Source organism: Pedobacter lusitanus (genome assembly GCF_040026395.1).
GTDB classification, from domain to species: Bacteria; Bacteroidota; Bacteroidia; order Sphingobacteriales; family Sphingobacteriaceae; genus Pedobacter; species Pedobacter lusitanus.
In genome coordinates this window covers 2,236,481-2,258,648 of the sequence record NZ_CP157278.1, presented here as the reverse complement: position 1 = coordinate 2,258,648, position 22,168 = coordinate 2,236,481, and the positions used below count along the sequence as shown (strand labels likewise).

Annotated in this window: 24 protein-coding genes; 11 read left to right on the top strand and 13 right to left on the bottom strand. The window is 38.7% G+C overall.

The window, feature by feature from the left end; genetic code table 11:
- Window positions 1-15 precede the first annotated feature (15 nt).
- On the top strand, window positions 16-660 hold the full coding sequence (locus PL_RS09440) for an NUDIX hydrolase (RefSeq protein ID WP_041884938.1): 645 nt from the start codon (window positions 16-18) through the stop codon (window positions 658-660).
- Here PL_RS09440 and coaD read toward each other — a convergent pair.
- From coaD to PL_RS09425, 3 genes are read right to left on the bottom strand one after another with little or no spacing between them, the layout of a single operon-like run.
- Entirely contained in the window at window positions 635-1,096 is a 462-nt protein-coding gene (gene coaD, locus PL_RS09435; protein ID WP_041884940.1) for a pantetheine-phosphate adenylyltransferase, read from the bottom strand. The genes PL_RS09440 and coaD overlap by 26 nt on opposite strands.
- A 3-nt stretch (window positions 1,097-1,099) precedes the next feature.
- Entirely contained in the window at window positions 1,100-1,639 is a 540-nt protein-coding gene (locus tag PL_RS09430; protein ID WP_041884942.1) for an RsmD family RNA methyltransferase, read from the bottom strand.
- Entirely contained in the window at window positions 1,630-2,463 is an 834-nt protein-coding gene (locus PL_RS09425; RefSeq protein ID WP_041884945.1) for a DUF3822 family protein, read from the bottom strand. Before PL_RS09425 ends, PL_RS09430 begins: the two co-directional genes overlap by 10 nt.
- Window positions 2,464-2,515: 52 nt before the next feature.
- On the opposite strand from PL_RS09425, the gene PL_RS09420 reads away from it, so the two are divergent.
- Window positions 2,516-3,973: an ATP-dependent DNA helicase gene (locus PL_RS09420; RefSeq protein ID WP_041884948.1), complete on the top strand. Its 1,458-nt coding sequence runs from the start codon at window positions 2,516-2,518 to the stop codon at window positions 3,971-3,973.
- A gap of 15 nt (window positions 3,974-3,988) precedes the next feature.
- Here PL_RS09420 and PL_RS09415 read toward each other — a convergent pair whose 3' ends face one another.
- Window positions 3,989-4,159 (bottom strand): hypothetical protein, encoded by a 171-nt coding sequence (locus PL_RS09415; protein ID WP_160292143.1) that lies wholly within the window; start codon window positions 4,157-4,159, stop codon window positions 3,989-3,991.
- A 119-nt stretch (window positions 4,160-4,278) separates the two neighbouring features.
- On the bottom strand, window positions 4,279-4,503 hold the full coding sequence (locus tag PL_RS09410) for a hypothetical protein (RefSeq protein WP_348621528.1): 225 nt from the start codon (window positions 4,501-4,503) through the stop codon (window positions 4,279-4,281).
- A gap of 234 nt (window positions 4,504-4,737) precedes the next feature.
- Between PL_RS09410 and PL_RS09405 the strand changes: the two genes are divergently transcribed.
- A complete protein-coding gene (locus PL_RS09405; protein WP_348621526.1) occupies window positions 4,738-5,697 on the top strand; it encodes a 3',5'-cyclic-nucleotide phosphodiesterase in 960 nt (319 codons plus the stop codon).
- Here the strand turns inward: PL_RS09405 and PL_RS09400 are convergent.
- Window positions 5,694-8,102, bottom strand: coding sequence for an outer membrane beta-barrel family protein (locus PL_RS09400; protein ID WP_052496502.1), 2,409 nt, complete (start codon window positions 8,100-8,102; stop codon window positions 5,694-5,696). The two genes, PL_RS09405 and PL_RS09400, sit on opposite strands and share 4 nt — an antisense overlap.
- Before the next feature lie 206 nt (window positions 8,103-8,308).
- On the opposite strand from PL_RS09400, the gene PL_RS09395 reads away from it, so the two are divergent.
- The 3 genes from PL_RS09395 (at window position 8,309) to PL_RS09385 (ending at window position 10,395) form a co-directional block, all read left to right on the top strand.
- A complete protein-coding gene (locus PL_RS09395; RefSeq protein ID WP_041884959.1) occupies window positions 8,309-8,674 on the top strand; it encodes a VOC family protein in 366 nt (121 codons plus the stop codon).
- A gap of 117 nt (window positions 8,675-8,791) precedes the next feature.
- Window positions 8,792-9,514 carry a hypothetical protein gene (locus tag PL_RS09390; protein WP_041884962.1) on the top strand — a complete coding sequence of 241 codons (723 nt, stop codon included), beginning with the start codon at window positions 8,792-8,794 and terminating at the stop codon, window positions 9,512-9,514.
- Window positions 9,515-9,549: 35 nt separating this feature from the next.
- The gene (locus PL_RS09385; protein ID WP_041884965.1) at window positions 9,550-10,395 is read left to right on the top strand and encodes an acetolactate decarboxylase; all 846 of its coding nucleotides are present in this window, start codon (window positions 9,550-9,552) and stop codon (window positions 10,393-10,395) included.
- Here PL_RS09385 and PL_RS09380 read toward each other — a convergent pair.
- Complete coding sequence (locus tag PL_RS09380) at window positions 10,392-10,901, bottom strand: GNAT family N-acetyltransferase (protein ID WP_041884967.1); 510 nt, start codon at window positions 10,899-10,901, stop codon at window positions 10,392-10,394. The two genes, PL_RS09385 and PL_RS09380, sit on opposite strands and share 4 nt — an antisense overlap.
- A gap of 69 nt (window positions 10,902-10,970) precedes the next feature.
- Here PL_RS09380 and PL_RS09375 point away from each other — a divergent pair, with 69 nt between their 5' ends.
- Window positions 10,971-11,696: a hypothetical protein gene (locus PL_RS09375; RefSeq protein ID WP_041884969.1), complete on the top strand. Its 726-nt coding sequence runs from the start codon at window positions 10,971-10,973 to the stop codon at window positions 11,694-11,696.
- A gap of 41 nt (window positions 11,697-11,737) precedes the next feature.
- Here the strand turns inward: PL_RS09375 and PL_RS09370 are convergent, their stop codons facing one another.
- The 5 genes from PL_RS09370 to PL_RS09350 form a co-directional block, all read right to left on the bottom strand.
- Window positions 11,738-12,205 (bottom strand): hypothetical protein, encoded by a 468-nt coding sequence (locus PL_RS09370; protein ID WP_041884971.1) that lies wholly within the window; start codon window positions 12,203-12,205, stop codon window positions 11,738-11,740.
- A gap of 168 nt (window positions 12,206-12,373) precedes the next feature.
- Window positions 12,374-12,781 carry an HYC_CC_PP family protein gene (locus tag PL_RS09365; RefSeq protein ID WP_041884973.1) on the bottom strand — a complete coding sequence of 136 codons (408 nt, stop codon included), beginning with the start codon at window positions 12,779-12,781 and terminating at the stop codon, window positions 12,374-12,376.
- A 127-nt stretch (window positions 12,782-12,908) separates the two neighbouring features.
- On the bottom strand, window positions 12,909-13,784 hold the full coding sequence (locus PL_RS09360; protein ID WP_052496503.1) for an endonuclease/exonuclease/phosphatase family protein: 876 nt from the start codon (window positions 13,782-13,784) through the stop codon (window positions 12,909-12,911).
- A gap of 3 nt (window positions 13,785-13,787) precedes the next feature.
- Window positions 13,788-14,771: a metallophosphoesterase family protein gene (locus tag PL_RS09355; protein ID WP_041884975.1), complete on the bottom strand. Its 984-nt coding sequence runs from the start codon at window positions 14,769-14,771 to the stop codon at window positions 13,788-13,790.
- A 182-nt stretch (window positions 14,772-14,953) separates the two neighbouring features.
- Complete coding sequence (locus PL_RS09350) at window positions 14,954-15,964, bottom strand: LacI family DNA-binding transcriptional regulator (RefSeq protein ID WP_041884977.1); 1,011 nt, start codon at window positions 15,962-15,964, stop codon at window positions 14,954-14,956.
- A gap of 159 nt (window positions 15,965-16,123) precedes the next feature.
- Between PL_RS09350 and PL_RS09345 the strand changes: the two genes are divergently transcribed.
- The 4 genes from PL_RS09345 (at window position 16,124) to PL_RS09330 (ending at window position 20,661) form a co-directional block, all read left to right on the top strand.
- Window positions 16,124-17,560 carry a mannitol dehydrogenase family protein gene (locus PL_RS09345; protein WP_041884979.1) on the top strand — a complete coding sequence of 479 codons (1,437 nt, stop codon included), beginning with the start codon at window positions 16,124-16,126 and terminating at the stop codon, window positions 17,558-17,560.
- Between the two features lie 35 nt (window positions 17,561-17,595).
- Complete coding sequence (locus PL_RS09340) at window positions 17,596-18,915, top strand: MFS transporter (protein WP_041884981.1); 1,320 nt, start codon at window positions 17,596-17,598, stop codon at window positions 18,913-18,915.
- A gap of 20 nt (window positions 18,916-18,935) precedes the next feature.
- Entirely contained in the window at window positions 18,936-19,667 is a 732-nt protein-coding gene (locus PL_RS09335) for a hypothetical protein (RefSeq protein WP_041884989.1), read from the top strand.
- 70 nt (window positions 19,668-19,737) lie between these two features.
- Entirely contained in the window at window positions 19,738-20,661 is a 924-nt protein-coding gene (locus PL_RS09330; RefSeq protein WP_041884983.1) for a carbohydrate kinase family protein, read from the top strand.
- Between the two features lie 48 nt (window positions 20,662-20,709).
- Here the strand turns inward: PL_RS09330 and PL_RS09325 are convergent, their stop codons facing one another.
- On the bottom strand, window positions 20,710-21,735 hold the full coding sequence (locus PL_RS09325) for a hypothetical protein (protein WP_348621522.1): 1,026 nt from the start codon (window positions 21,733-21,735) through the stop codon (window positions 20,710-20,712).
- Window positions 21,736-22,168: the final 433 nt, after the last annotated feature.

Sequence of the window (22,168 nt, the reverse complement as noted above, 5' to 3'; positions counted from 1 at the left end):
TAAACGATCATATTAATGAAAACGTATACCATTTACATCAACGATAATACACTGCTAATTGCGAACAAATTACCGGCACATGCAGAACCTGTAGAAGTGCTGGAAGAAAACGGATTTAACTTTGAAGCTTTCTATGAAGGTTTGAGTAAATTCTCTGCAAAACAGTATGCATTGCTTACTGCAGATCCAAAATCACTTTTTCAACAGATTAAAGCAGGCTTAACAGTAATTAAAGCGGCCGGCGGATTAGTCATGAACGCAAAGGAAGAATACCTGTTTATTTATAGAAATAAGAAATGGGATCTGCCAAAAGGGAAAGTGGAAAAAGGCGAAGGCATGAAAGCAGCGGGCAAACGTGAGGTTGAAGAAGAATGCGGCGTGAAAATTCTGACCAATGACAACCGCTTATGTAAAACCTACCATGTTTATGAAATGGGGACCAAATTAGTACTGAAAAGAACCAACTGGTACAGTATGACTGTTAAAGGAAGTCCAAAGTTGATTCCGCAGAAAGAAGAAGGTATTACCAAAGCAGAGTGGCTTACCGCATCGGCGCTTAAACCAGTGCTGAAAAATACCTATCCTTCTATCATTGACGTATTGAAAGCGGGTAAGCTGATTAAAGAAAAAGAGTCTAAAGAAAAAATAAAGCTTCCTTAGGCAGAAAAGGAGTTACATCACCATGGTTACGGAGTATATCCCGTACTATGGTGGAGCTGATGGCCGAATATTCCGGTTTGCTCAGAATAAATATGGTCTCCATTTCCGGCATCATGGTCTGGTTGATCTGTGCAATTGCTCTTTCATACTCAAAATCACCAACCGAACGGATTCCGCGAATCATATAAGAGGCATTGATTTTTCTGCAGAAATCCACAGTCAGCCCTTCATAAGACTGTACTTCAATATTGTCGTAATCTGCAAAGACAGCTTTTACAATTTCTTCACGGACTTGTCCGGATAAAAAACTCTGTTTAGAGCTGTTTAACCCAATACCTACAATGACTTTGTCAAATAATGGAAGTGCACGCTTCAGAATATCAGCATGTGCGATAGTCAAAGGGTCAAAAGAACCAGGAAACAGGGCTATCTTCATAATCTATGGGGTATATTCAAAAAAGCTGAAAGAAGAATTGCCATAACGGCGGGTTTCTTTAAATCCAGGCTCGTCTTTTAATTTTAATAAAGAAGGATGTTCTACAACTAATATTCCATTTTCAGTAAGTAACTTATTTTGATCCACCAGTCTTGGAATCTGCGGGATATTGGTCAGATCATAAGGAGGATCTGCAAATATGATCTGATATTTTTTGTTATGCTGTTCCAGAAACTTGAATACATCAGCTTTTTGCAGACTGATTTCATTCAGATCATATTTATCTATAACTGATTTAAGCCAGTATATACAGCCCGAATGTTTATCTACGGCAGTCACTTCTTTTATGCCGCGTGATGCAAACTCGATACTGATATTTCCCGTGCCGCTGAATAAATCAAGAACACTGCAGCTGTCAAAATCATAAGTATTATACAGGATATTGAAAAGAGCCTCTTTGGCCATGTCTGTAGTAGGTCTTACAGGAAGACTGGCAGGCGCACTCATGCGGATACCTTTTAATTTACCGCCGATTATACGCATAAGTCAAGAGCTAATAAGCTGCTGTAATAATGCGCAGGCATATCGTCTAAGATAGCATGATCAATATCACCAGCAGGAGGAAGGTTAAAATGAATATGGTTAAAATATTTGTGCAGACAGGTATGCAGTTCATCATTCTGATGAATAATCCCGCTGATTAATACAGGTGTATTTGCCGGGTCAAGCTTTAATTCCTGAATCAGTAAGACCAGGTAATAATTAAACTCTTCAGCATTTTCTATCTGATAGGTATTCTGAAAAAGCATTTTTCCCTGATCCAGTAAAAGTGCATTGAAAGAACCTACAGTGAAATCTATTAATAAAGAAGTGTCTTCTACAGTTGATGCCAGCGCTAAAACAGGTGCATTATGTTCATAACGGGCTGCACTTGCCAGAAAAGTATTTAAAGCCTGTTCGGCAAATTTCTCGAGGTTGAATACAGAAGTAAAACCGAAACGGGCAAAAGCACGGGTATATAAAGTATCAGATTGTTCTTCGCTGAAAAAATTAGTGTAGGCATTCAGATCCTGCGTGCAGAAAAATTCATTGGGAACGGCAATAGTATTGGGCGTATATACAGAAACCTTAATGTCTTTGAAAGGAAGTTTAAGATAGCTGTCATTTTTTAGAATAGCAGCCAGATCAGTACTGATGTCTTCACATTCCTGCTGATCAAAAACAGCCTTTAACTGTTTACTGTTTTTGTCAATTATGGCGTAAGAAAAACTGTCGCCGGTAATTTTCAACAACAAATTACAGTCTGAGGCAGTATTGGGATCAAATTCCGGATCCACTAATAAAATGCTGTTTTTACTATTGTTCATCTTAGCAAAATTAATTCTTTTTTCTATAACAACACCATTGCATATTTGTAAAATGGATAAAGCCTCAATAATTGCCCAGTCTTATCAGTTTCAACCTACCGCTGAGCAGTTCGTTTTTTGTCAGCAAATGGCTGATTTTTTATCTGGAGAGCTGGATAACAGGTGTTTTATCCTTAGGGGATATGCAGGAACCGGTAAAACAACTTCGGTTGCTGCACTGGTAAAGGTTTTGCCGAAATTTAAACTCAGATCTGTTTTACTGGCGCCAACGGGCCGGGCGGCTAAGGTGATGACGAGTTATTCGGGCAGAACAGCACTGACTATTCATAAGAAAATCTATAGAAAACGCTCAGCAGTCTCTACTGATATGTCTTTCCAGCTTGCACCGAACCTGGCAGAAAACACTTTATTTATTATTGATGAAGCTTCTATGATTGCTGATGAATGGAATACCAGAAACGGGTCTTCTTTTCTAAAGGATGTCATGGAGTTTATCTATAATGGTAAAAACTGTGCGGTACTTTTTGTTGGGGATACGGCTCAGCTGCCACCTGTAGGCAGTCTTGATTCACCTGCACTGAACAAGGTCTATGTTGCTCAGAGTTTTGGACTGAAAGTAACAGAAACCGAGCTTAAGGAAGTGGTGCGTCAGGGCAGTAAATCCGGTATATTGGCAAATGCTTCTATGCTGCGCGATCTGATCAATACGCATATCGAAAATATAGCAGAAGGGAACGGGGAAGAGAAGGTCAATTTACCGCAGTTTATTACTAAAAGTTATAAGGACATTTTCAGGATGACAGGTTTGAAGCTTGTGGAAGGACTGGAATATGCTTACCGGAAATTTGATATTGAAAATTCGCTGGTGGTTTGCCGGTCTAATAAGTCTGCAAATGTTTATAATCAGCAGATCAGGGCCAGGTTATTATATCGTGAAGAAGAGCTGACCGGAGGAGATCAGATTATGGTTGTAAGAAATAACTATTTCTGGTTACCTGATAATGAATCGACATCTTTTATTGCCAATGGAGATATGGCCCGTATTGTAAGGGTAAGAAATGAAGAAGAACGTTATGGATTCCGGTTTTCTGAAGTACAGCTGGAGTTTCTGGATTATCCGGAAGCTGGTCAGATTACCTGTAAGGTGATGCTGGATACATTGCAGGCCGAAACGCCAAATCTGCCTTATGAAGACAGTAAAAAGTTATTTGAAGGAATAGCTGAAGACTATGAGCATATTACCAATAAAAGGGAAAGAATGCTTGCCATCAAAGAAGACCCTTATTATAATGCACTGCAGATTAAATTTGCTTATGCAGTAACCTGTCATAAAGCACAGGGGGGGCAATGGGATGCTGTGTTTGTAGATCAGGGATATCTGACCGATGAAATGATAGATCTTGAATTTCTGCGCTGGTTATATACTGCCATTACCAGGGCTAAACAGGAATTATTCCTGGTTAACTTTGCGCAGAATTTATTTAGAGATCCATCCGAAGAGCAGTATTAAGCTTCTTTTTAAAGCCTAGTGTTTGGCGTCACTGGTGTTGGCAGGCTTTCTTAAAAAAGAAAAATAAATTGCCAGCGTAGCAATGATGATGCATAACGCAAGAACGATGAAAGTAACTTCTTTATTTCCGATACCCTCGTGAGCTACCAGGGCTTCATGGTTTTCTAAAACTGTGCAAATAGTCATGTTGTTTTTTTTGGTGAAGGTAATAAATATTAATTATTACCTGGTTATAAAAAATATAATATGGGTAACAACATGAACAGGTTGGGGAAAAAAATCAGCGCTATCTTACTGATAACGATTTAGTTTACTATTCCCAAACGCTCTTCTATTACGCGTCCGATAGGAGCAACCGGTAAGGTAACTGATTTGTTTGTCTGGATCAGAACCTTCCATTCTCCGGTGTATCTGGTCCTGGTTATCTCAAATGAGCCCTTTGGATGAACAATTTTGTACAGATTAATCGTAGAGATAGGATGCGAAATACTATATACGTCGTCGTCAATATTAATTTTTAAACTTCTCATAGGTCGTTATTCAATTTGATTCCTGTTGATAGTTGCAGGAATCTTGCCATGATCTGATTTCTTAACATGACTAAACAAGATATTTTATTAATTTGCGCATTTTTGTTACTGATATTGTCAATGATTTTTTTAAAAAGCTGTAATGATTTAGCTTTAATGGTCTAATCTTAAATCTGTAAAGCATTTATAAAACTAGAAAGATAAATTGAAATTTTCTTAAATGTTATCATTCCTATGAATAAGAAATTATACTTCCTCCTTTTAGCCTTGTCGGGCCTTATTTTTAATCAGGCTTACGCTCAAAATCAAAGTTCTTTTAAAGTCATTCCACTGGGTATAAAAGGTGGGTTGGATGAAAGTAATCTGTCTGCTTATATGATTGCTCCGGCAAAGAGTGAAAACTTCATTTGTGCTGATGCCGGAACCATCAGACACGGAATTGATGCAGCAATCGGGAATCACTTGTTTAAGGGATCTCCCAACGATATTTTAAGAAATAACATTAAAGGTTACCTGGTTTCACACGCTCATCTTGATCATGTTGCGGGGTTGATCATGAATTCTCCTGATGATTCAAAAAAGAACATTTATGCAATTCCGTCGGTTATCGAAGTGCTGAGAGATAAATACTTCACCTGGAAAGCCTGGGCTAATTTTGCCAATGAGGGAGAGACACCCCGCCTGGGTAAGTATACTTATGTAAATCTGCAGGAAAATGTAAAAAAGGATCTGGAGGGGACTGAAATGCAGGTTACTCCATTTTTGTTAAGCCATGGGCCGGCTTATGAAAGTACTGCTTTTTTAATTGGTCATGAAAATGCTTATCTGTTATATCTGGGAGATACAGGGGCTGATGAAATAGAAAAAAATACGCGGCTGGAAAAGCTATGGGAACAAATAGCTCCGCTGGTTGCAAAAAATCAGCTGAAAGCTATATTCATTGAAACCTCATTCTCTGATAAACAACCGGAAAATCAGTTATTCGGCCATTTAACTCCACGTTTGCTAATGGTGGAGTTAAATAAGCTGAGCAAACTGGCCGGAGCCACAGCTTTGCAAAAAGTGGCCATAGTAATCACCCACATGAAAGCCTGGGATCAGGAAGAACAATATCTGGTCAATGAGTTGAAGCGGGTAAATACAGCTGGTTTGAGACTCGTTTTTCCGGAACAGGGCAAATTGCTGGAATTCTAGTGATTTCTTCCACGCTCGTCTTCATTACCGGTTTCCCGTGTTTTAGCAGGCTTACTTCCAAAACGATAACTTACACTCAGCTGGGCATAACGGTTGATCTGAAAGTTCGTGAATTTCTGTTTGATCCCATTGACATAGGTGGTAACAGAAGTCGCACTGCTTCTTAAAACATCGTTGACGTTAAGCGTTATATTCAGATTTTTTTTCAGTGCCAGTGCGGTTAATCCCAGATCTAATTTATAGGTGGTTCCTGATCTGCCGATATGGTCTATCTCAGGAAACTGATACCAGAAATTTGCAGCCATTGCAAACGTTTTATCTCTATTGAAATAAATCGTGTTATTACTGGCCAGATAGAGGCCATAACCTTTGATATCATTAAAACTGCTGCTGGAAGAATAGGCATTGGTGTGGTAAAATGTTGCCTGATTACTGTTCTCCAGCCATGGAAACAGTTTTAAAGCATAACTTTCAGAGATACCATATCTGTATGTTTTAAGGAAGTTGATCGGGGTAGTATAAACCAGGTTGGTATCAGGTCTGGCTATGGTCACATTATTAAACCCGTTGTCGGTTATATTTAAAAATAGAGCCGAAGTCAGATTGCTTTTATAGGTATGTGATAACTCAAAATTATTGTTGTATTCAGGTTGTAAATAAGGATTTCCCTGACCATAGCTATAAGCTGTGAATAATGATTTAAATGGGTTTAGACTCCAGAAGGAAGGTCTGTTGATTCTTCTGCCCAGGGTAAATGAAATATTGTTTTCCGGATCTGCCTGATAAGCAATCAGCAGGGAGGGAAATAGTTTAACATAGCTGTTTTTTGTAGTCTGATCTACAGTATAGGAATAACCTTTGGTTTGGGTAAACTCTGTTCTCAGTCCTGTCTGATATTTCCATTTCCCTTTTTCTCTGGCCAGGTTAGCATAGAGTGATTGCGTGTTTTCAGTATAATCAAATTCGTTGCTGAGGTTGGTATTATAAACGAGATCTTTCTCATTGATCTTATTATAATAAAAGGCATTACTGTAATTATCAATAAAACTCAGTTTACCGCCAAAAGCCAGGGTTCCATAGCGGGTAGGTAGTTCGGCATCTGCCTTAAAGGTGTAGATATTGATATTTTGTTTATTGGTATCATAATAACGGGTATTGTTAACCGCACCAGGACGTCCTGGTATATAACTGTTACTTTCAAAATCTGATTTGTCTGTACGGTAATAGTTGTAATAGTCAGCATTTAACGCAAGCTTTTTTCCTGTCGTGTCGAAATTAATTATGGTATGCATATTAATAGAGTTACTCAAAGCCACAGGATGATAGGTTGCATAGGTCTTTAAAGTCGAATCTGTCTTTCCGGTACTGTTGTTATAGATCGGATTATTGACGTGGTCAGAACCATCATAAACGCCTCTTCCGCCTAAGTAAGACAAGCCGATGGTAGTTTTAGGGCTGAGCTTGTAATCTGCTCCGGCAATAAGATTGATATTATGATAGGTATAATCACCTGTATCTGTTTGCAGCCAGGTTTGTTTAGGATAATACAGATCTGTTTGAAATCCTTCAAGATGATGATCTTTATCCAGGTTCAGGCTACTGTAAACAGAGAGCTTTTCAGTGTTATAATTCAGATTGGCACTGCCGTTGAGTGCATAAAAGTTACTGGTCCCGTAAATGGTGTTCTGATCATGTATCCAGCGTTTTCCGTTGAACTGTACATTTCCTGAATAACCTTGTTTTTTGCTTTGTTTGGTTACTATATTGATCAGTCCGGCATTTCCGTCTGCATCAAAATTTGCAGATGGGTTTTTAATGAGTTCTATTTTTGAAATCTGGTTGGCCGACATAGATTTCAGATACCGCATGAGGTCTAAACCTGCCAGCTGGATGGTTTGTCCGTTAACCATGACCCTGAGTTGTCCTTTACCGGCGCTGGTAATTTCATTACTGCTTACTTTGACACCTGGAATCTGGCTTACAGCCGTTAAGCCATCGGTTCCCGTAGCGGTTATGCTGTTTGAAACATTATAAGTGAGTTTTTCAGTGTTATTGACCAGCGTTGGTTTTCCGGCTGTAACAATCACTTCACTTAGCTGATTATTTGATGATTGTAACACAATTTTTATAGAGGTGTCGGCAGAAAGTACCACATCTGTAACTATTGTCTGAAAACCTGTGTAGGTAGAACTCAGCTGATACTTACCTGGTTTGAGGTTCCTGAAACTGAAATATCCGATACTGTCTGTAGTGGTCGTCTGTTTACTGCCTAAATTTGATAAGGTTAATCCTGCATAGGGCAGGGGCAGTTTTTGATGGTCATTTACAGTTCCTGTAAGTTTCAATTGTGCCCAAAGGCTGCTGTTTACGAGTAATAAAAGGGCAACGGTAAGTATCGGTTTCAAGAGCGTTTATAAGTGGTTTTTAGGAGAGAAAATTAAATATATAAAAAAATACGAGATTAATTGTCTCGGGTGCCCCCGGATTTTGCCCTGTTCACACCCCGGATATCCGGTTGATTAGACTTAGTTTTATGTAATTTAAATTCATCTGCTCAGGTAAGATGTCTCTTTTTGATCAGCTGAATTTATTTCATTCTAAATCTTGAATTATGAACAGAGTCACACATTTTGAAATACCTTCTGAGCATCCGGAGGTAAGTATGAAATTCTTCGCTGATGTATTTGGCTGGAAGTTTGAACAATTTTGTGAGCAGCAGTACTGGCTGGCTATTTCGGGTGATGAATCAACACCTGGGATAAACGGAGCAATTATGAAACCTGTTGAACGAAATCAGCCTGTCTGTAATACGATCAACGTACAAAATCTTGATGAAACCATTCAGAAGATTGAAAAAGCAGGAGGAAAGATAGTGAAACCTAAATTTGCTATTCCATCGTATGGCTGGCTAGCCTTCTTTATGGATACTGACGGTAATTGTCATGGGATAGTGGAAGAAGATAAAGCGGCCAGATAATTTGAATTGCTGCAGGTCTGACCTGAGCTTTTAGTATAAGCATTAACAAACATTAACACTATGGTTAAAGAGTGTTAATTATCGGAAGGTATTTTTTCTTCTGCTTATTTTTGAGCTATGAAGTTAAATATCAGAAAAATACTTTCGGTTAGTGTCTTGATGATGTTCTTTCTTATTGTAAAAGGCCAGTCTCCGCAGATGCTGAAAGGCGTTGTTTTTGAAGAAGGATCCAAAACAAGATTAGGTAACGCAGCGGTTCATAACAAAAGAACGGGGTACACGAATGTGACTGATAATTTTGGTTTGTTTGATATCCAGGCACAGGAGGGAGACACCCTGCAAATTTCAATAGATGGTTATCTGAGTAAGGAGCTGCGGGTTAGTAATCTGCAGAGTTTGGTTGTCTATCTCCGGATCTCTTCTATTCAGCTAAAGGAGGTCAGAATTACCGGGACTTCAGAGAAAGAGCGTTTGAAGGAAGTTGAATCTTTATACAGGCAAAAGGGGATTTTTTATAAAGGAAAACCCCCAATAGGAATGTTATCCCCGCTTGGTGGGAGTCCGCTTGGTTATTTATACGAGAGTTTTAGTAAAAGCGGGAGGGAAGCAAGGCGTTTAGGCGCCTATATTGAACGGGAATCTGACTATAATGAAGTAGCCAAAAGGTTTGGTAAAGAGAAGATCAGGGCCGCGGTTCCAATCAGGGAAGAAGATATAGAAGAGTTTAAATCAGCCTACTGGCCAAAGAATGAAGATGTCAGGAAATGGACGGATTATGATCTGCATAATTATATCAGGAAATCTTTTGAAGAATTTAAAAAGACTAAGGGTTATATGTAATCAGGTATGTACATTTACCTGAAATCCGAAAGCCGATGCGTATCAATAGCTTAACCTCCGTTTTTATACTGACTACAGGTTTATTTCTATCCCTAGCCAGTCCTGCTGTAAGCTCAGTAAATATATATCCTGCTGTTAAAAGTAACGGGGTTCAGGACACCATACCTAATACCTTGTTTACCGTTGGTATTGGCGGAGGGCTGATCGGTGGTCTTTACGATGGTTTTTATCCTTATAAGTTACTCAAAAAACATGGTGATTTTGGTCTTGGAGCTCCTGATAAGTTAGATGGAGAGATTATGGTGTTCCAGGGTAAAGTTTACAAAACGCAGCATACCGGTAAAACTATCCCGGTAGATGATCAGGATCTTACTTCTTTTTCAATGGTCAATTTCTTTCATGCTGACCGGACGCTTACTCCGCCTAAGGGATTGAATAAAACCGCTCTTTTTCATTATCTGGATAGTGTGCTGACTAATGTAAATGGGATGTATGCCATCCATGTCAAAGGGAAATTCAAAATGGTTAAGACCAGAGCCTTTCCTCCGGTTAAAGCGCATCAGCATACTCCGCTGGCTGAAATGCTGAATCTGCAGCAGTTTTTTAATCATCAGGATTGTCAGGGAGATCTGATAGGATACAGACTGCCTTATTTTATGGATAACACAAATATTTCGGGTTATCATTTTCATTATTTATCTGATCAGAAAGATGCTGGCGGGCATATCATTGACCTGTTAACAGATGATATCGTTATTGAGATTAATACGCTGGACAGTTATACCATACTGCCTCCTGCAACTAAAGACTTTGAACATTTTGACTTTAAAAAGAACAGGGAAGAGGATATTAAAAGTGTAGAGCGGGGTGGGAAGAACTAAACTATCAGCTTATAGATTAAACTATATGATTCTCCTGGTACGTCATCGAGGGTGTCAGTATTGAGCATACCAATTTTTTCCAGCACTTTGATTGATGCGATGTTCTGAGGACGTACAACCGCATAAACTTCTGTTTGTTTGAGCTGGTTAAAGGCAAAGTCCAGGTTTGCCAGACACATTTCTGTTGCATAGCCTTTACCCCAGGCAGTTGTGGCAAAACGATAACCCAGATTAAGACGTTCTGTATTTCCATAATTTTTTAAGGATAGCCCACCAAATCCGATAACAGATTGGGGATCTTCCTTTAAGGTTATTGCCCACACCCCAAATCCATGCTTCTCCCAGTGGGAAATCCATTTTTGCAGGACTTCCTTTGCTTTTTCAGGACTGGCCAGCGGACCAGCCGGATTACTCAGGTTGGTTTCCGGATCACCGTAAATAGCAAATAAACTTTGTAAATCACCGGGAGCTGCTGGTCTGAGCAGAAGTCTTTCAGTCTCTAACATATTTTGTAATTTGCGAATCTTTGTGAAAAATAGCAAATATTACACGATAGTTTCATTACCATTAAATCAATGAAAAACTTATTACTCATCTTATTATTAACCATTGGGGTTTGCCATGCTCAGGAAAAGAAAATAGCGGCGCCAAAAGCATACAGCCTTGTAGGAACAATAGACAAAAAGATACCGGTCAGCTTAGATTTTACGGTTTCAAAAAATATGATTCTGGGTAACATCCGCTATTTAAATACAAAAGCAAAACTACCTATCAGAATTATCGGCTATGTAAATACCGGGGGGGACTATATTATGGAAGAATATGGGAAAGATGGAACGATTGGTGCAGTGATCAATGTAAAATGGAAAGCTGGTAAACTTTCAGGAGCCTGGAATCCAATAGGAAAAAAGGCCAGCTACGTTATTCATTTAATGCTGAAAGATGGTGAGGCCAGGCAGGAGACCTTTTTGCCTGTAACTTTAGCCGGTACCTATACTTATCAATATGGTGAAAAAGGTTATCAGGGAAGTATTGAGATTAAAAAAGATAAAAATAATACTTATACCTATGAAATTGGATCTGTGACGAGTGATCCGGCCCGAAATCAGGCTGATGCATCCGGCACCGGAATAATTATAAAAGATAATGCATTTGTGATTGATATTAATAAATCCTGCAAATTTGATGTTACTTTTTATAACGGGTTTTTAATCATTTCTTCACTGGATAAAACTGGCGCAAGTAATTGTGAGTTTGGATTTAATGCCACTCTTGAAGGGACTTATCTAAAGGTAAAATAAGCTTCATTTTTGAAGCTTATTTTACCTTTAGATATCTGTTATTATTGTTGTTTAGCTGAAAACTGTTTGTAATTCTTTTCGCTTGCAAAATAGGCAACGCTTCCTTCGTTATTAAGCAGCACAATATAAGCATCGGTTTTATCTACTTTTTTCCCAGTCAGCGGATCGGTAGCCATACGTACGGTTTCATCTGAAGGGATGCGCTTAACGCACATTTCGCAGCAGCCATAATAGATCTTCCCTTTGTAGGGCACCTCAATCTGTTTTTTGCCCATATGAGCATCGTTTACCATACAGACCTCTTCATTAGGCACACGATCACCTTTTTTATAGGTTATACGGGCTGCGGGAATTGGTTCTGCAGATTTAGAATCAGGGCTGAGGTCTGCTTGCTGAACTAATGCAGGTGATTGTTTTGTTGCTGTTGACTTGCTTTTTGAATTGCAGGCAATAAATAATACTGCTGATAACACAGCAATGCATAAGATTTGAATGAATGATTTTATCATGTTTTTGTTTTTAACTGTTTTTTCGCTTCAATGTCTTCGCTGGATCATAGAAATATGATCAGCATTATCCGGCTTTGCAGATATTTCAGGTATAGCGAATAGATTGGAAATTAGTGATTAATCAGCTTATCTATTGATGAACTGACGGCGATTAGAAGACGCGATTGTCTATATTCTGTAAACGCAATGCATGATATAGAGCGGATTGCTCTTCAGCGGGCTGGGAAATGTAAATGCGGGATTTGGTGAGACTGTTAATGTTGTATTCGGATCAAAAACGGTTCCAGTATAACGCTGCAGAACAGCAGCTCCCGAAAACTTAAATACATTATTCTGTTGTGAATTTTCCTGAATTTTTTCTGTTAGTTTAATATTCCGGGTTTCGAACCGGCAGCAACTTTTATTATTTCTTTTCTGATTATTTTTGGTGATACAATCCGAACAGGCTTTCTTCTGAGATTGGTGACATAACGGTGTTTCCATCACAATACCTTTACAAAAGTGTGTACTGGCTGTAAATCCTACGGATACTATCAGTAACAAAAGTGAAAGAAATATGGAAAACAGTCTTTTCATGAGAAGAAGCAAAGATGCTCCTTCAAAAAATATATGTCTTATAGAATTTTGAAAATGTTTTATATAATTCGGTTTAACGAATTATATAAAACATTGGATAAGCTGGTTGTAAAAGATTTTTTGCCGCTTATTGTACGTTGAAGACCGCTTTAACAGGATAATGATCAGAAAGGGTATCTGTAACATTATCTTTGATAATTTCTGTCTTTTTACAGGAAGTTTTCATCTTCCCGGAAAGTAGTATATGATCAATTCTTATTTTCTCGCTCAGCGGAACATTGAAATAGACTTTTGAGGGATAGCTGGCTATAAATGTTTTATTAAATAAAGAAAAACTGTCATTAAAGCCAGCCAGCATAAAGGCACGGATAACCTGAAAATCCAGCTCATGTTGCTCATTCAAATTCTGAAGTACGCTGTTTTTTTGCTGAGCAATATACATACTATCTCTGATGCCGGTTTCTGCATAAAAGGAACTGTCATTTGGAGAAAAGGCATTGAAATCGCCAAGAATAACTGTTCGTTTTTTCAGCTTGCCTTTCTCTTTTAAGAGCTGAATGACCGCACTGGCTTCCTGCAATCTTTTGGCACTGCTGAATGGAGAGAAATGCACAACAAAGAAACTGATCCCTTTTATTTCGGCATATAAACATCCATGATGCATTCCATTGATCAGTTTGTAAACATTGGTGATAGGGTAACTGGAAGAAATGCCAACAGGATATCCGCTTTCTTTGACGATAACGGCATATGGGTGCCCCCAGGTTTTTGCCAGTGCAGAAAAGGATTGCTGGGTAAAGTTATTCAGTTCTTCAAAAGCTATTACATCAGCATTTTGTTTTTTTGCCCATTTGATAAAGGTGTTTCTCCGCTGAAGCTGATTTTCAAATCCATTCCAAATGTTATAGGTAATTACAACAAGATCCTTTTTTTTTGCGGGCCTGAATGATGTGGTGAAAAACAGGATGATAAAAAGTACGGGTAAACGTAATATGTATTTCACTGATTAAAAACTTAGATGATTGGTTTTTGCAAGATTTCTGTCTGAAATATAAGGAACTATCGGATAGATATATTCACTTGTATCTACTCCGAGAGTTGTTGGGGAAGAGCCCACAAATACAGTCTTTTTGCCTTTGATTTTAATTCTTCTCTGCTGATCAATTTCAATGGTTGCCCATAGGGGATCTTTATAAGGAACTGTATATTTTATATTCGGATGTGCCTTATCAATTGCTGTGGAGTAACGGATCTCTTTATATTTTTCGCCTACCCATTGATAAGATGCGCTGTTTATCTGCACATAATGTATATCATTGATCTGATTGTAGTAATCCTGATGATGGTGTCCGCTAAGCACGAGTATCACTTTATGCATTTTTTGATTGGCCTGTTCAAGGGTATATCTTAGCAATGTGCCATTTTCAAGCCCCCCTGCGTCGTTATCCAGCCCCTGGTGACAAAGTACTATTGTTGGAAGTGTTGTGCCCTCCAGATCTTTCTTTAGCCATTCCAGTTGTACTGGCGAGATATAACGGGCATAACCAACCGGGCGCGACTCACTTTCATTATGCTCATTTCCATCAAGTACTACAAAATGAAAGCCATTGGCATCAAAGGAATAGTATTTTGCTTTTGCCTTCCAGAATGCTACTACCTGGTCGCGGGTGAATCCGCCATCTGTATCGTGATTTCCTATGACATGATAGGCAGGTCCTTTGAATTTATTCCAGACCTCCATGAGTGGAAGATTTTCTTTTTTAGGTTGGCAAAGATCACCCATTTGAATAATGAAATCGGGGTTTTCGACATTCATTTGATCTATGAAGGCAGATAAACGGTTTATACCATCATGCATAATATCATGGTGAAGATCAGCGATGACACCAAACCTGATCGTTTTATTTCGTGGTTCCAGTTCAGGATAACGACTAATCAGGAGCGCTCCCCCGGCAAGTCCTGTTCTGGATAAAAACTCTTTTCTATTCATTTTTAATTTAGGTGTGGTAAAGGTTAGAAGGCAATAAGACAAGAAGGTTCATTCTTTCTCTTATTTGAGGAATACGTTCACACAGCTAATTTAATTATTTATAAATACTAAACAAATGTTTAGTTGTTTTATGAAAGAAAGATGTTAAGTGAAATTCCTGACAGAGGGTAAAAAATATTTTGCTAGCCCCGGGTAGAGGCCCTGTAAATCAGCGCTGCATCCATCACAATTGTTTTGTTCGAAATGGTGTTATCCTTAATCTTTTCCAGGATCAGTCCTGCAGCAACTTCACCCATTTGAACCAGTGGCTGCTCTACGCTGGTTAACTGAGGATGAACAATAGTAGCCAGTTCAGTTCCGGAAAAACTCGCGATTGCTACCTCTTCGGGTATTTGGATGCCTTGTTCCAGCAGATAGTTCATCGCACCAATTGCCAGTGTGTCTGTGAATGCAAAAATGCTGTCGAATTCGATGTTTTTGCTCAATAATTGTTGTGCGGCAATTCTTCCGTGTTCAAACGAAGCGCCTTCGGTTTTTATCAATAAATCCGGATCAAAAATACCATGCTTGGTGAGTATTCGTTTATAACCCATAGCTCTTTCAGTTGCATTGCGGATAGTTGAAGGTCCCATGATATGGACAATCTTTTTTCGTCCGGTATCAATCAAATGTTCTATCATTAAGGAGGCTTTGATATTATCATTCACCATTACTTTTGGGGCATCCAGTGATTTATCCGGAATTCTGTCAAAAAATACAAGCGGAATTCCCCGGTCTATGATTTGCTGATAGACATCATGATTATAAGTTTCATGGCATAAATTGATAATGATTCCATCGACATTAAACTCTTCCAGAAGCAACAGATTTTTTCTTTCTATCAATGGATTTTCATCTGATTGCATAATGATAATCCTGTAACCAAGCGGATATAAAATGTTCTGGATACCCCGAAGTACTGTAGAAGAAAAAGGGGTGATCATTTCGGGAACTACAAAACCTATGTTTTTTGATTGTCCATATTTTAAATTGAGTGCTGTCGGATTAGGTTTGTAGCCTAATTTTTCGGCTGCATCCAGTATCTTTTTCTTGGTGTCAGGATGGATGTTCTTATCATTTACCAAAGCTCTGGAAATAGTTGAAGTAGATAGCAATAGATGTTTAGCCAGGTCTTTAATAGTGATGCGTTTCATAGGTTTTGCTATTGGGTAACACTCAAAACTAAGAAAACAATTCTATATGGGAACGTTCCCTTAATTCTGGGCACGTTCCCATGGATACTTTCTTGGTACACATGCTATAACGACATGCTCTTTGACATAAGTTTGACTAACCAAATAGCATAATATCATATGAACGTACTAACCTATCGTTATGACCGCAAAATTATCCAGGCGGGTATTTTACATATTGGAGTGGGCAACTTCCACCGGGCACATCAGGCATTTTACACCAATCAATTATTAAATGATCAGGACCAGAGCCAATGGGCAATTTGTGGTGCATGTCTGTTACCCTCTGATGAAAAGATTGTCAAAAGTTTAAGAGCACAGCAGCTGGATTATACCTTGACGGTATGCGGAAGAGATGGTCAGGATGAGATTTATCAGTTAGGTGCATTAAAGGATTTGTTATGGGCTGTTGAGGATCCGCAGGCTTTGCTGGATAAAATTGCAGAAAGTGCGATTAAGATTATTACGCTGACCATTACAGAAGGGGGATATAACCTTGATAAAGCAACTAATGAGTTTATTCTGGAAGACGGGAAAATAAAACACGACCTGCAGAATCCGGGGCATCCGATTACTGTTTTTGGTTTTATTGCTGAAGGTTTGCGCAGACGAAGAAATAGTGGAAATGGTTGTATTACGATTCTTTCATGTGATAATCTGCAGCATAATGGAAGCACAGCTAAAAGAGCATTCACGACCTTTATTGCGGCTCAGGATAAAGATTTGGCAGAGTGGGTTGAAACAAATGTTACCTTCCCTAATAGTATGGTTGACAGGATCACCCCGGCTACAACTGCTGAAGATGTGCAAAGGCTGAACAGAAAAAGTGGAATGGAAGATCAGGCTCCGGTGTATTGTGAAGATTTTATCCAATGGGTAATAGAAGATAATTTCATTGCCGGAAGACCAGCCTGGGAAAGAGTGGGCGTTGAATTTACAAATGATGTTACGGCTTTTGAAAATATGAAACTGAGTCTTTTGAATGCAGCTCATACTTTGTTGTCTTATCCGTCTTTTCTTAAAGGTTACCGTAAAGTTGATCAGGCAATGCATGATGGAGATATCGTTAAGTATGTACGTGATTTTATGGATATTGATATTACACCTCACGTGCCGGCTCCTGAAGGCACAGATTTAGCGGAATATAAAAAAACACTGATAGAAAGGTTTGCAAATCGCTCAGTAAGTGATCAGCTGAGCAGATTATGTTTTGATGGTATTTCTAAGTTTCCTGTATATATTATGCCAAACCTGACTAAAATGATCAAAGCTGGTCAGGATCTTTCGCGCGTCGCATTTCTTATTGCTGCATACAGGCATTACCTCAGATATCTGGTCGATGATAAAGGGCAGTCTTACGAGATCGCCGAGCCCTGGTTAACGTCGGATGATCAAAAGTATATTGCCAGTAATGACCCTTTAGATTTTCTGGGCTTATCTCCGTTTAAAAGCACAGACTTAAAAGCTGCAGACTGTTTTGTCGGATTGTACAGCCAGTTTGTAAGCAGTCTTAAGGAAAAAGGGGTTGAACCTGTTTTGCAATCTGTTGTGGCTTAAAGCCATCATCCTAAAGAATTTCGAGCTATAAAATTATGGAAACAAAACTTCGTAAAGGCATATTGCCGTTTGCAATTGTTACTTTTATATACTTTATTGTAGGTTTTCTGACTACAGTAAACGAACAACTACAGGCCCCGTTAAAATTTACTTTTTTAGCTGAAGCCGGAAATTTAAAAAACACATTCACTACTTTAATTTCTTTTTTCTTCTTTTTGGGCTATTTGCTGAATGGTACTCTGGCAAGCAAATGGGTAAATTCTTTTGGCTATAAAAATACCATCCTTCGCGGCCTTCTGTTTATGGTTTCGGGTCTGCTGATGTATTTATGTTCTTCATGGTTTGGTTATCAGTACCCAAAGCTGGCATTTCATTTTGGCAATGCTGCATTACCTTATGGTTTTATCATTTTTATTATCGGATCTTATTTAATGGGCACTGCTGCGGCAGTAATCCAGGTGGTAGTCAATCCTTACGTAGCTTCTTATGAATTACCGGGTACACAGCCTGTACAACGCTTAAATATTACTACGGCTATTAATTCAATAGGAACTACTTCGGCACCTTTTTTTGTAACTGTAGTGATGTTCAGTGGTATTTCAATAGCGAACATAGAAATTAAACAATTGCTGTTTCCTTTGATGGTGCTGATTGCCTGTGTGGTTATGGTAACGCTGATTACGAGCAAACTGCATCTGCCTGATATAGCCAATACCAGAGCTGCTGCCGGTGAAAAACTGGAAAGAAGTATCTGGTCTTTCCGGCATTTTGCTTTAGGTGTTACAGCTATTTTCTTTTATGTAGGTACAGAAGTGGCTATTGGAGCCAATATCAACCTTCATGCTTTTGAGCTGATGGATTCGGGGCATCCGATGACCTTTTTTGGCCGCACGGACATTATTATCGGAGGAGTGGATTTAGGTATACATGCGCTGTTATCTACATTATACTGGGGAGGTTTTCTTGTAGGAAGAGCTGTCTCAAGTTTTTTCAGCAACATATCTGCAAGGACGCAATTAACCGTAACAACCATATTGGCTGCTATACTGGCAATTATTGCTATGATTACCCAGAATTTATGGTTTCTGGTTGCCATTGGACTTTTACATTCTACCATGTGGAGCTGTATTTTTTCGCTCTCTATAAAAGGGCTGAATAAGTATACGTCGAAGGCATCGGGCGTATTTATTTCTGCCGTATTTGGCGGAGCTGTGTTTACGCTCGTACAGGGAGGCCTGGCCGATATTTTAGGGTCATGGAGATGGACCTGGTGTCTTACTGTAGGCTGTGAGCTCCTTATGTTATCCTATGCTTTATTTGGTTCCCGGATAAGGGAAAAGGATATCGTCAATTGATCATTATAAAAATCTTTAATATGCTTAAAGTTAGATTATTGATGATTTTTCTAATAATCATTGGAAGCACTCTGTTATATAGCCAGGAATTACATTCGTCACTGCAACTTCGCAATAGTCATTTGTGGAGAGGAAGTGAAGTCTCTGCAGGTTTGGTTTATACTGGAGATGTTCATGTAGATTATAAAAGTATTTATGGCGGTTTTTGGGCCGGAGGTAGCGCAGACGGGTCTTATAAAGAGTTTAATAATTATGTAGGTTATAAAAATAAACACCTGACATTAGAATTATGGGACATCTATAATTTTTCGCCGGGCGCTACCTATAATAACAGGGAGTATTTCAATTATAAAGCAAAAGAAACCGGACGTTTCTGGGATTTCAGATCGTATTATACTATCAGTGAGCATCTTCCTTTGCTCCTGAGCTGGAATACGGTAGTTTTTGGCAGAGATAGAAATAGTAACAACACTGGGAATAAATATTCCAGTTTTGTATTCGGGGAATACCCTCTTTACAAGAAAAACGACCTGGAACTGCGTGGAAGGATAGGGTATAGCTTTGCCCTGAATAATGAAGGGGAAAAAAGTAATTTCTTTGCCGGGAAAGCCGGAGTTAATGAAATCAGTCTGATCCTGTCGAAGCGTTTGACAATTGGAAATTATCCGATTCCCCTGGGTTTATGGAGTATGTGGAATCCGGTAGATAATCGCGCATTTCTACAATTCTCGGTGCAGGTGTATTCATTTTGATAGTAGTAGTTATAGATCTGGTTTGAAGTTACCCGTTGGTAAATATTTGAAATTCATTAAAAAAATGATAATGGAAGAAAAGAAAATTAAAGTGGCATGTTTTGGAGAAGTATTATGGGATATATTTCCCGGAGGGCGGCAGAGAATAGGAGGGGCACCATTTAACGTAGCTTATCATCTTCACAAAATGGGTGTTGAAGTTAATATGATCAGTAGCATTGGGGACGATGAACCAGGCCATCAATTATTGCAGAAAATCAAAAGCTGGGATATGGCAACTGATGGGATTCAGGTTAGCAGGACACATCCTACCAGTACGGTCATAGCTTCACTGGATGAAAATAATGATGCACATTATGATATTGTACAAAACGTGGCCTGGGATTATATCAGTGTTACAGCTGCTAATCAGCAAATAATTGCTGCTTCAGATGCTTTGGTATTTGGAACGCTGGCAGCCAGAAATGAACAGTCAAAAAATACATTATTTGAATTAATAGAGGCAAGCAGTTATACTATTTTTGATATTAATTTACGGCCGCCTTATTATGATGTAAGGGTTATCAAAGATTTGCTGCATAAAACTGCTTTAGCTAAGTTTAATAAGGCTGAATTACGCATGATGTTAGACTTTCTGGGTAAGACCTATCGCAGTGAAACAGATAGCGTAAATTATTTGCAGGATACATTTGGTATGAATGAGGTGATCATCTCTAAAGGAAGTAAAGGTGCACTTTATGTTCATAACAACAATTTCTATTTGTATCCGACGATACCTGTTGAGGTAAAAGATACGGTGGGCAGCGGGGACTCCTTTTTAGCAGGGTTTTTATCAAAAAGATTTGAGAAGGGGGCTTCTGCAAACCAGATTATGTTTCAGGCTGTTTCCCTGGGGGCTTTTATTACGGCATCTGAGGGGGCTTGTCCGGAGTATGCTGTGGAAGATTATCTTCTGTTCAGAGATAGTCATCAGGTATCAGCTATGACTTTATAGTCTCGAAAATGCCTCTGAGATGTTTCAGAGGCATTTGCAAGGTTTTGATTATTGTTTGGAAAGAAGCTTTGATAACTGATCTTTCAGTTCATTGATTTGCGCTTGTTGTGATTGGTTGTCTCTTCGTAAACTATCAAATTGTTTGTCTTTTTCAATAAGATGCAAGGTTAACTCCTCAATCTTTTTGGTCTGTACTTTCACTATCTCGCCAAGATTTATACCATTTTTTGTTACTTCCTGTGCGGATGGAAGGTCTGGTAAGTGTTTGTTGTGATCAATATAATTTTTTAATTCAGTTAAAGAAATCAGTGGATAATCGGATTCAAAGACGTAATCGGGCCAGTTGCTGGTTTCAACCATTATTTCTTTTGATCTTATATTACCGTTAATTGCCAGTTTGTAACCTCTTGTGTCTGCCGTACCAATACCAACATCACCATTGGGTGCCACAGAGATCGCATCAACTTTGACAGAATTATTGAGTGTAAATAAATTTAAGGATCCTGAAACTGCTCCTACACCTCCACTTTTCAATTGACTTTCAATACCGCCAATTTTTTCTATAGTACTATTGTTTATGATGTTTTTGAATGTGATGCCCGGACCTTCGCCTCCAGCTAAGACATTTCTGGAAATTATCAGTTGATCTCCATTTGACTGTCCTGATATTTCCAGTGCGCCAGATGGAGTTGTTGTACCGACACCAACATTGCCACCAGGAGTTATAGATAATGCATTGATTTTATTAGAATTGTTAACTGTATACAAATTTAAGGATCCTGAAACCGCTCCAACACCTCCGCTCATCAATTGACTTTCAATACCACTGATTTTTTGTAATGTGCCGTTATTTATAATGTTTTTGAATATGATGCCCGGACCCTCGGCTCCAGCTAAGACATCCCTCGAAATAACGAGCTGTTCTCCATTGTACGGTCCTACAATTTCTAATTTACCAGTGGGGTTATGGGTACCAATACCTACATTACTACCAGATTCAAAGATATTTGTTTGGGCGTAAGAGGAAGCATAAGCAGTTCCTATAATTGCCAGTGTTAAAAGCGCTTTTTTCATTAATAATATTGTTTTATTTGATAAAGATTCTGGCAATTCTATTCGGTAATAACCAGGCAAAACTGAAAGTTATAATTACCCGATTTATAATCTATCAGATAAGTTCAATAATAAGTGCAGGAGTGAATTGATCACAAATCTAAAGAAATCGATTTGGATAAGGAACAAACATGACTGTTATATAGATAACAGATCACTTAGCTCATTTTGAACTGATACAGCAGATACGCCAGAAGAACAGCCAGGCCAATTACAAGCAAAAGTATTAGAAGAAAACTTCTTAATAGTGATTGGGAGCGTTTAGTGGAAACAGGGGTATTTTGTTTAAAACCTTGTGTGGCTAAAATTTGGTAGTGTCTTGAATTTTGTGTAAACGATAAAATAGGTGTGGTCTATTGCATTGTATTTAAAGAAATAAATTCAGAACTTTAAT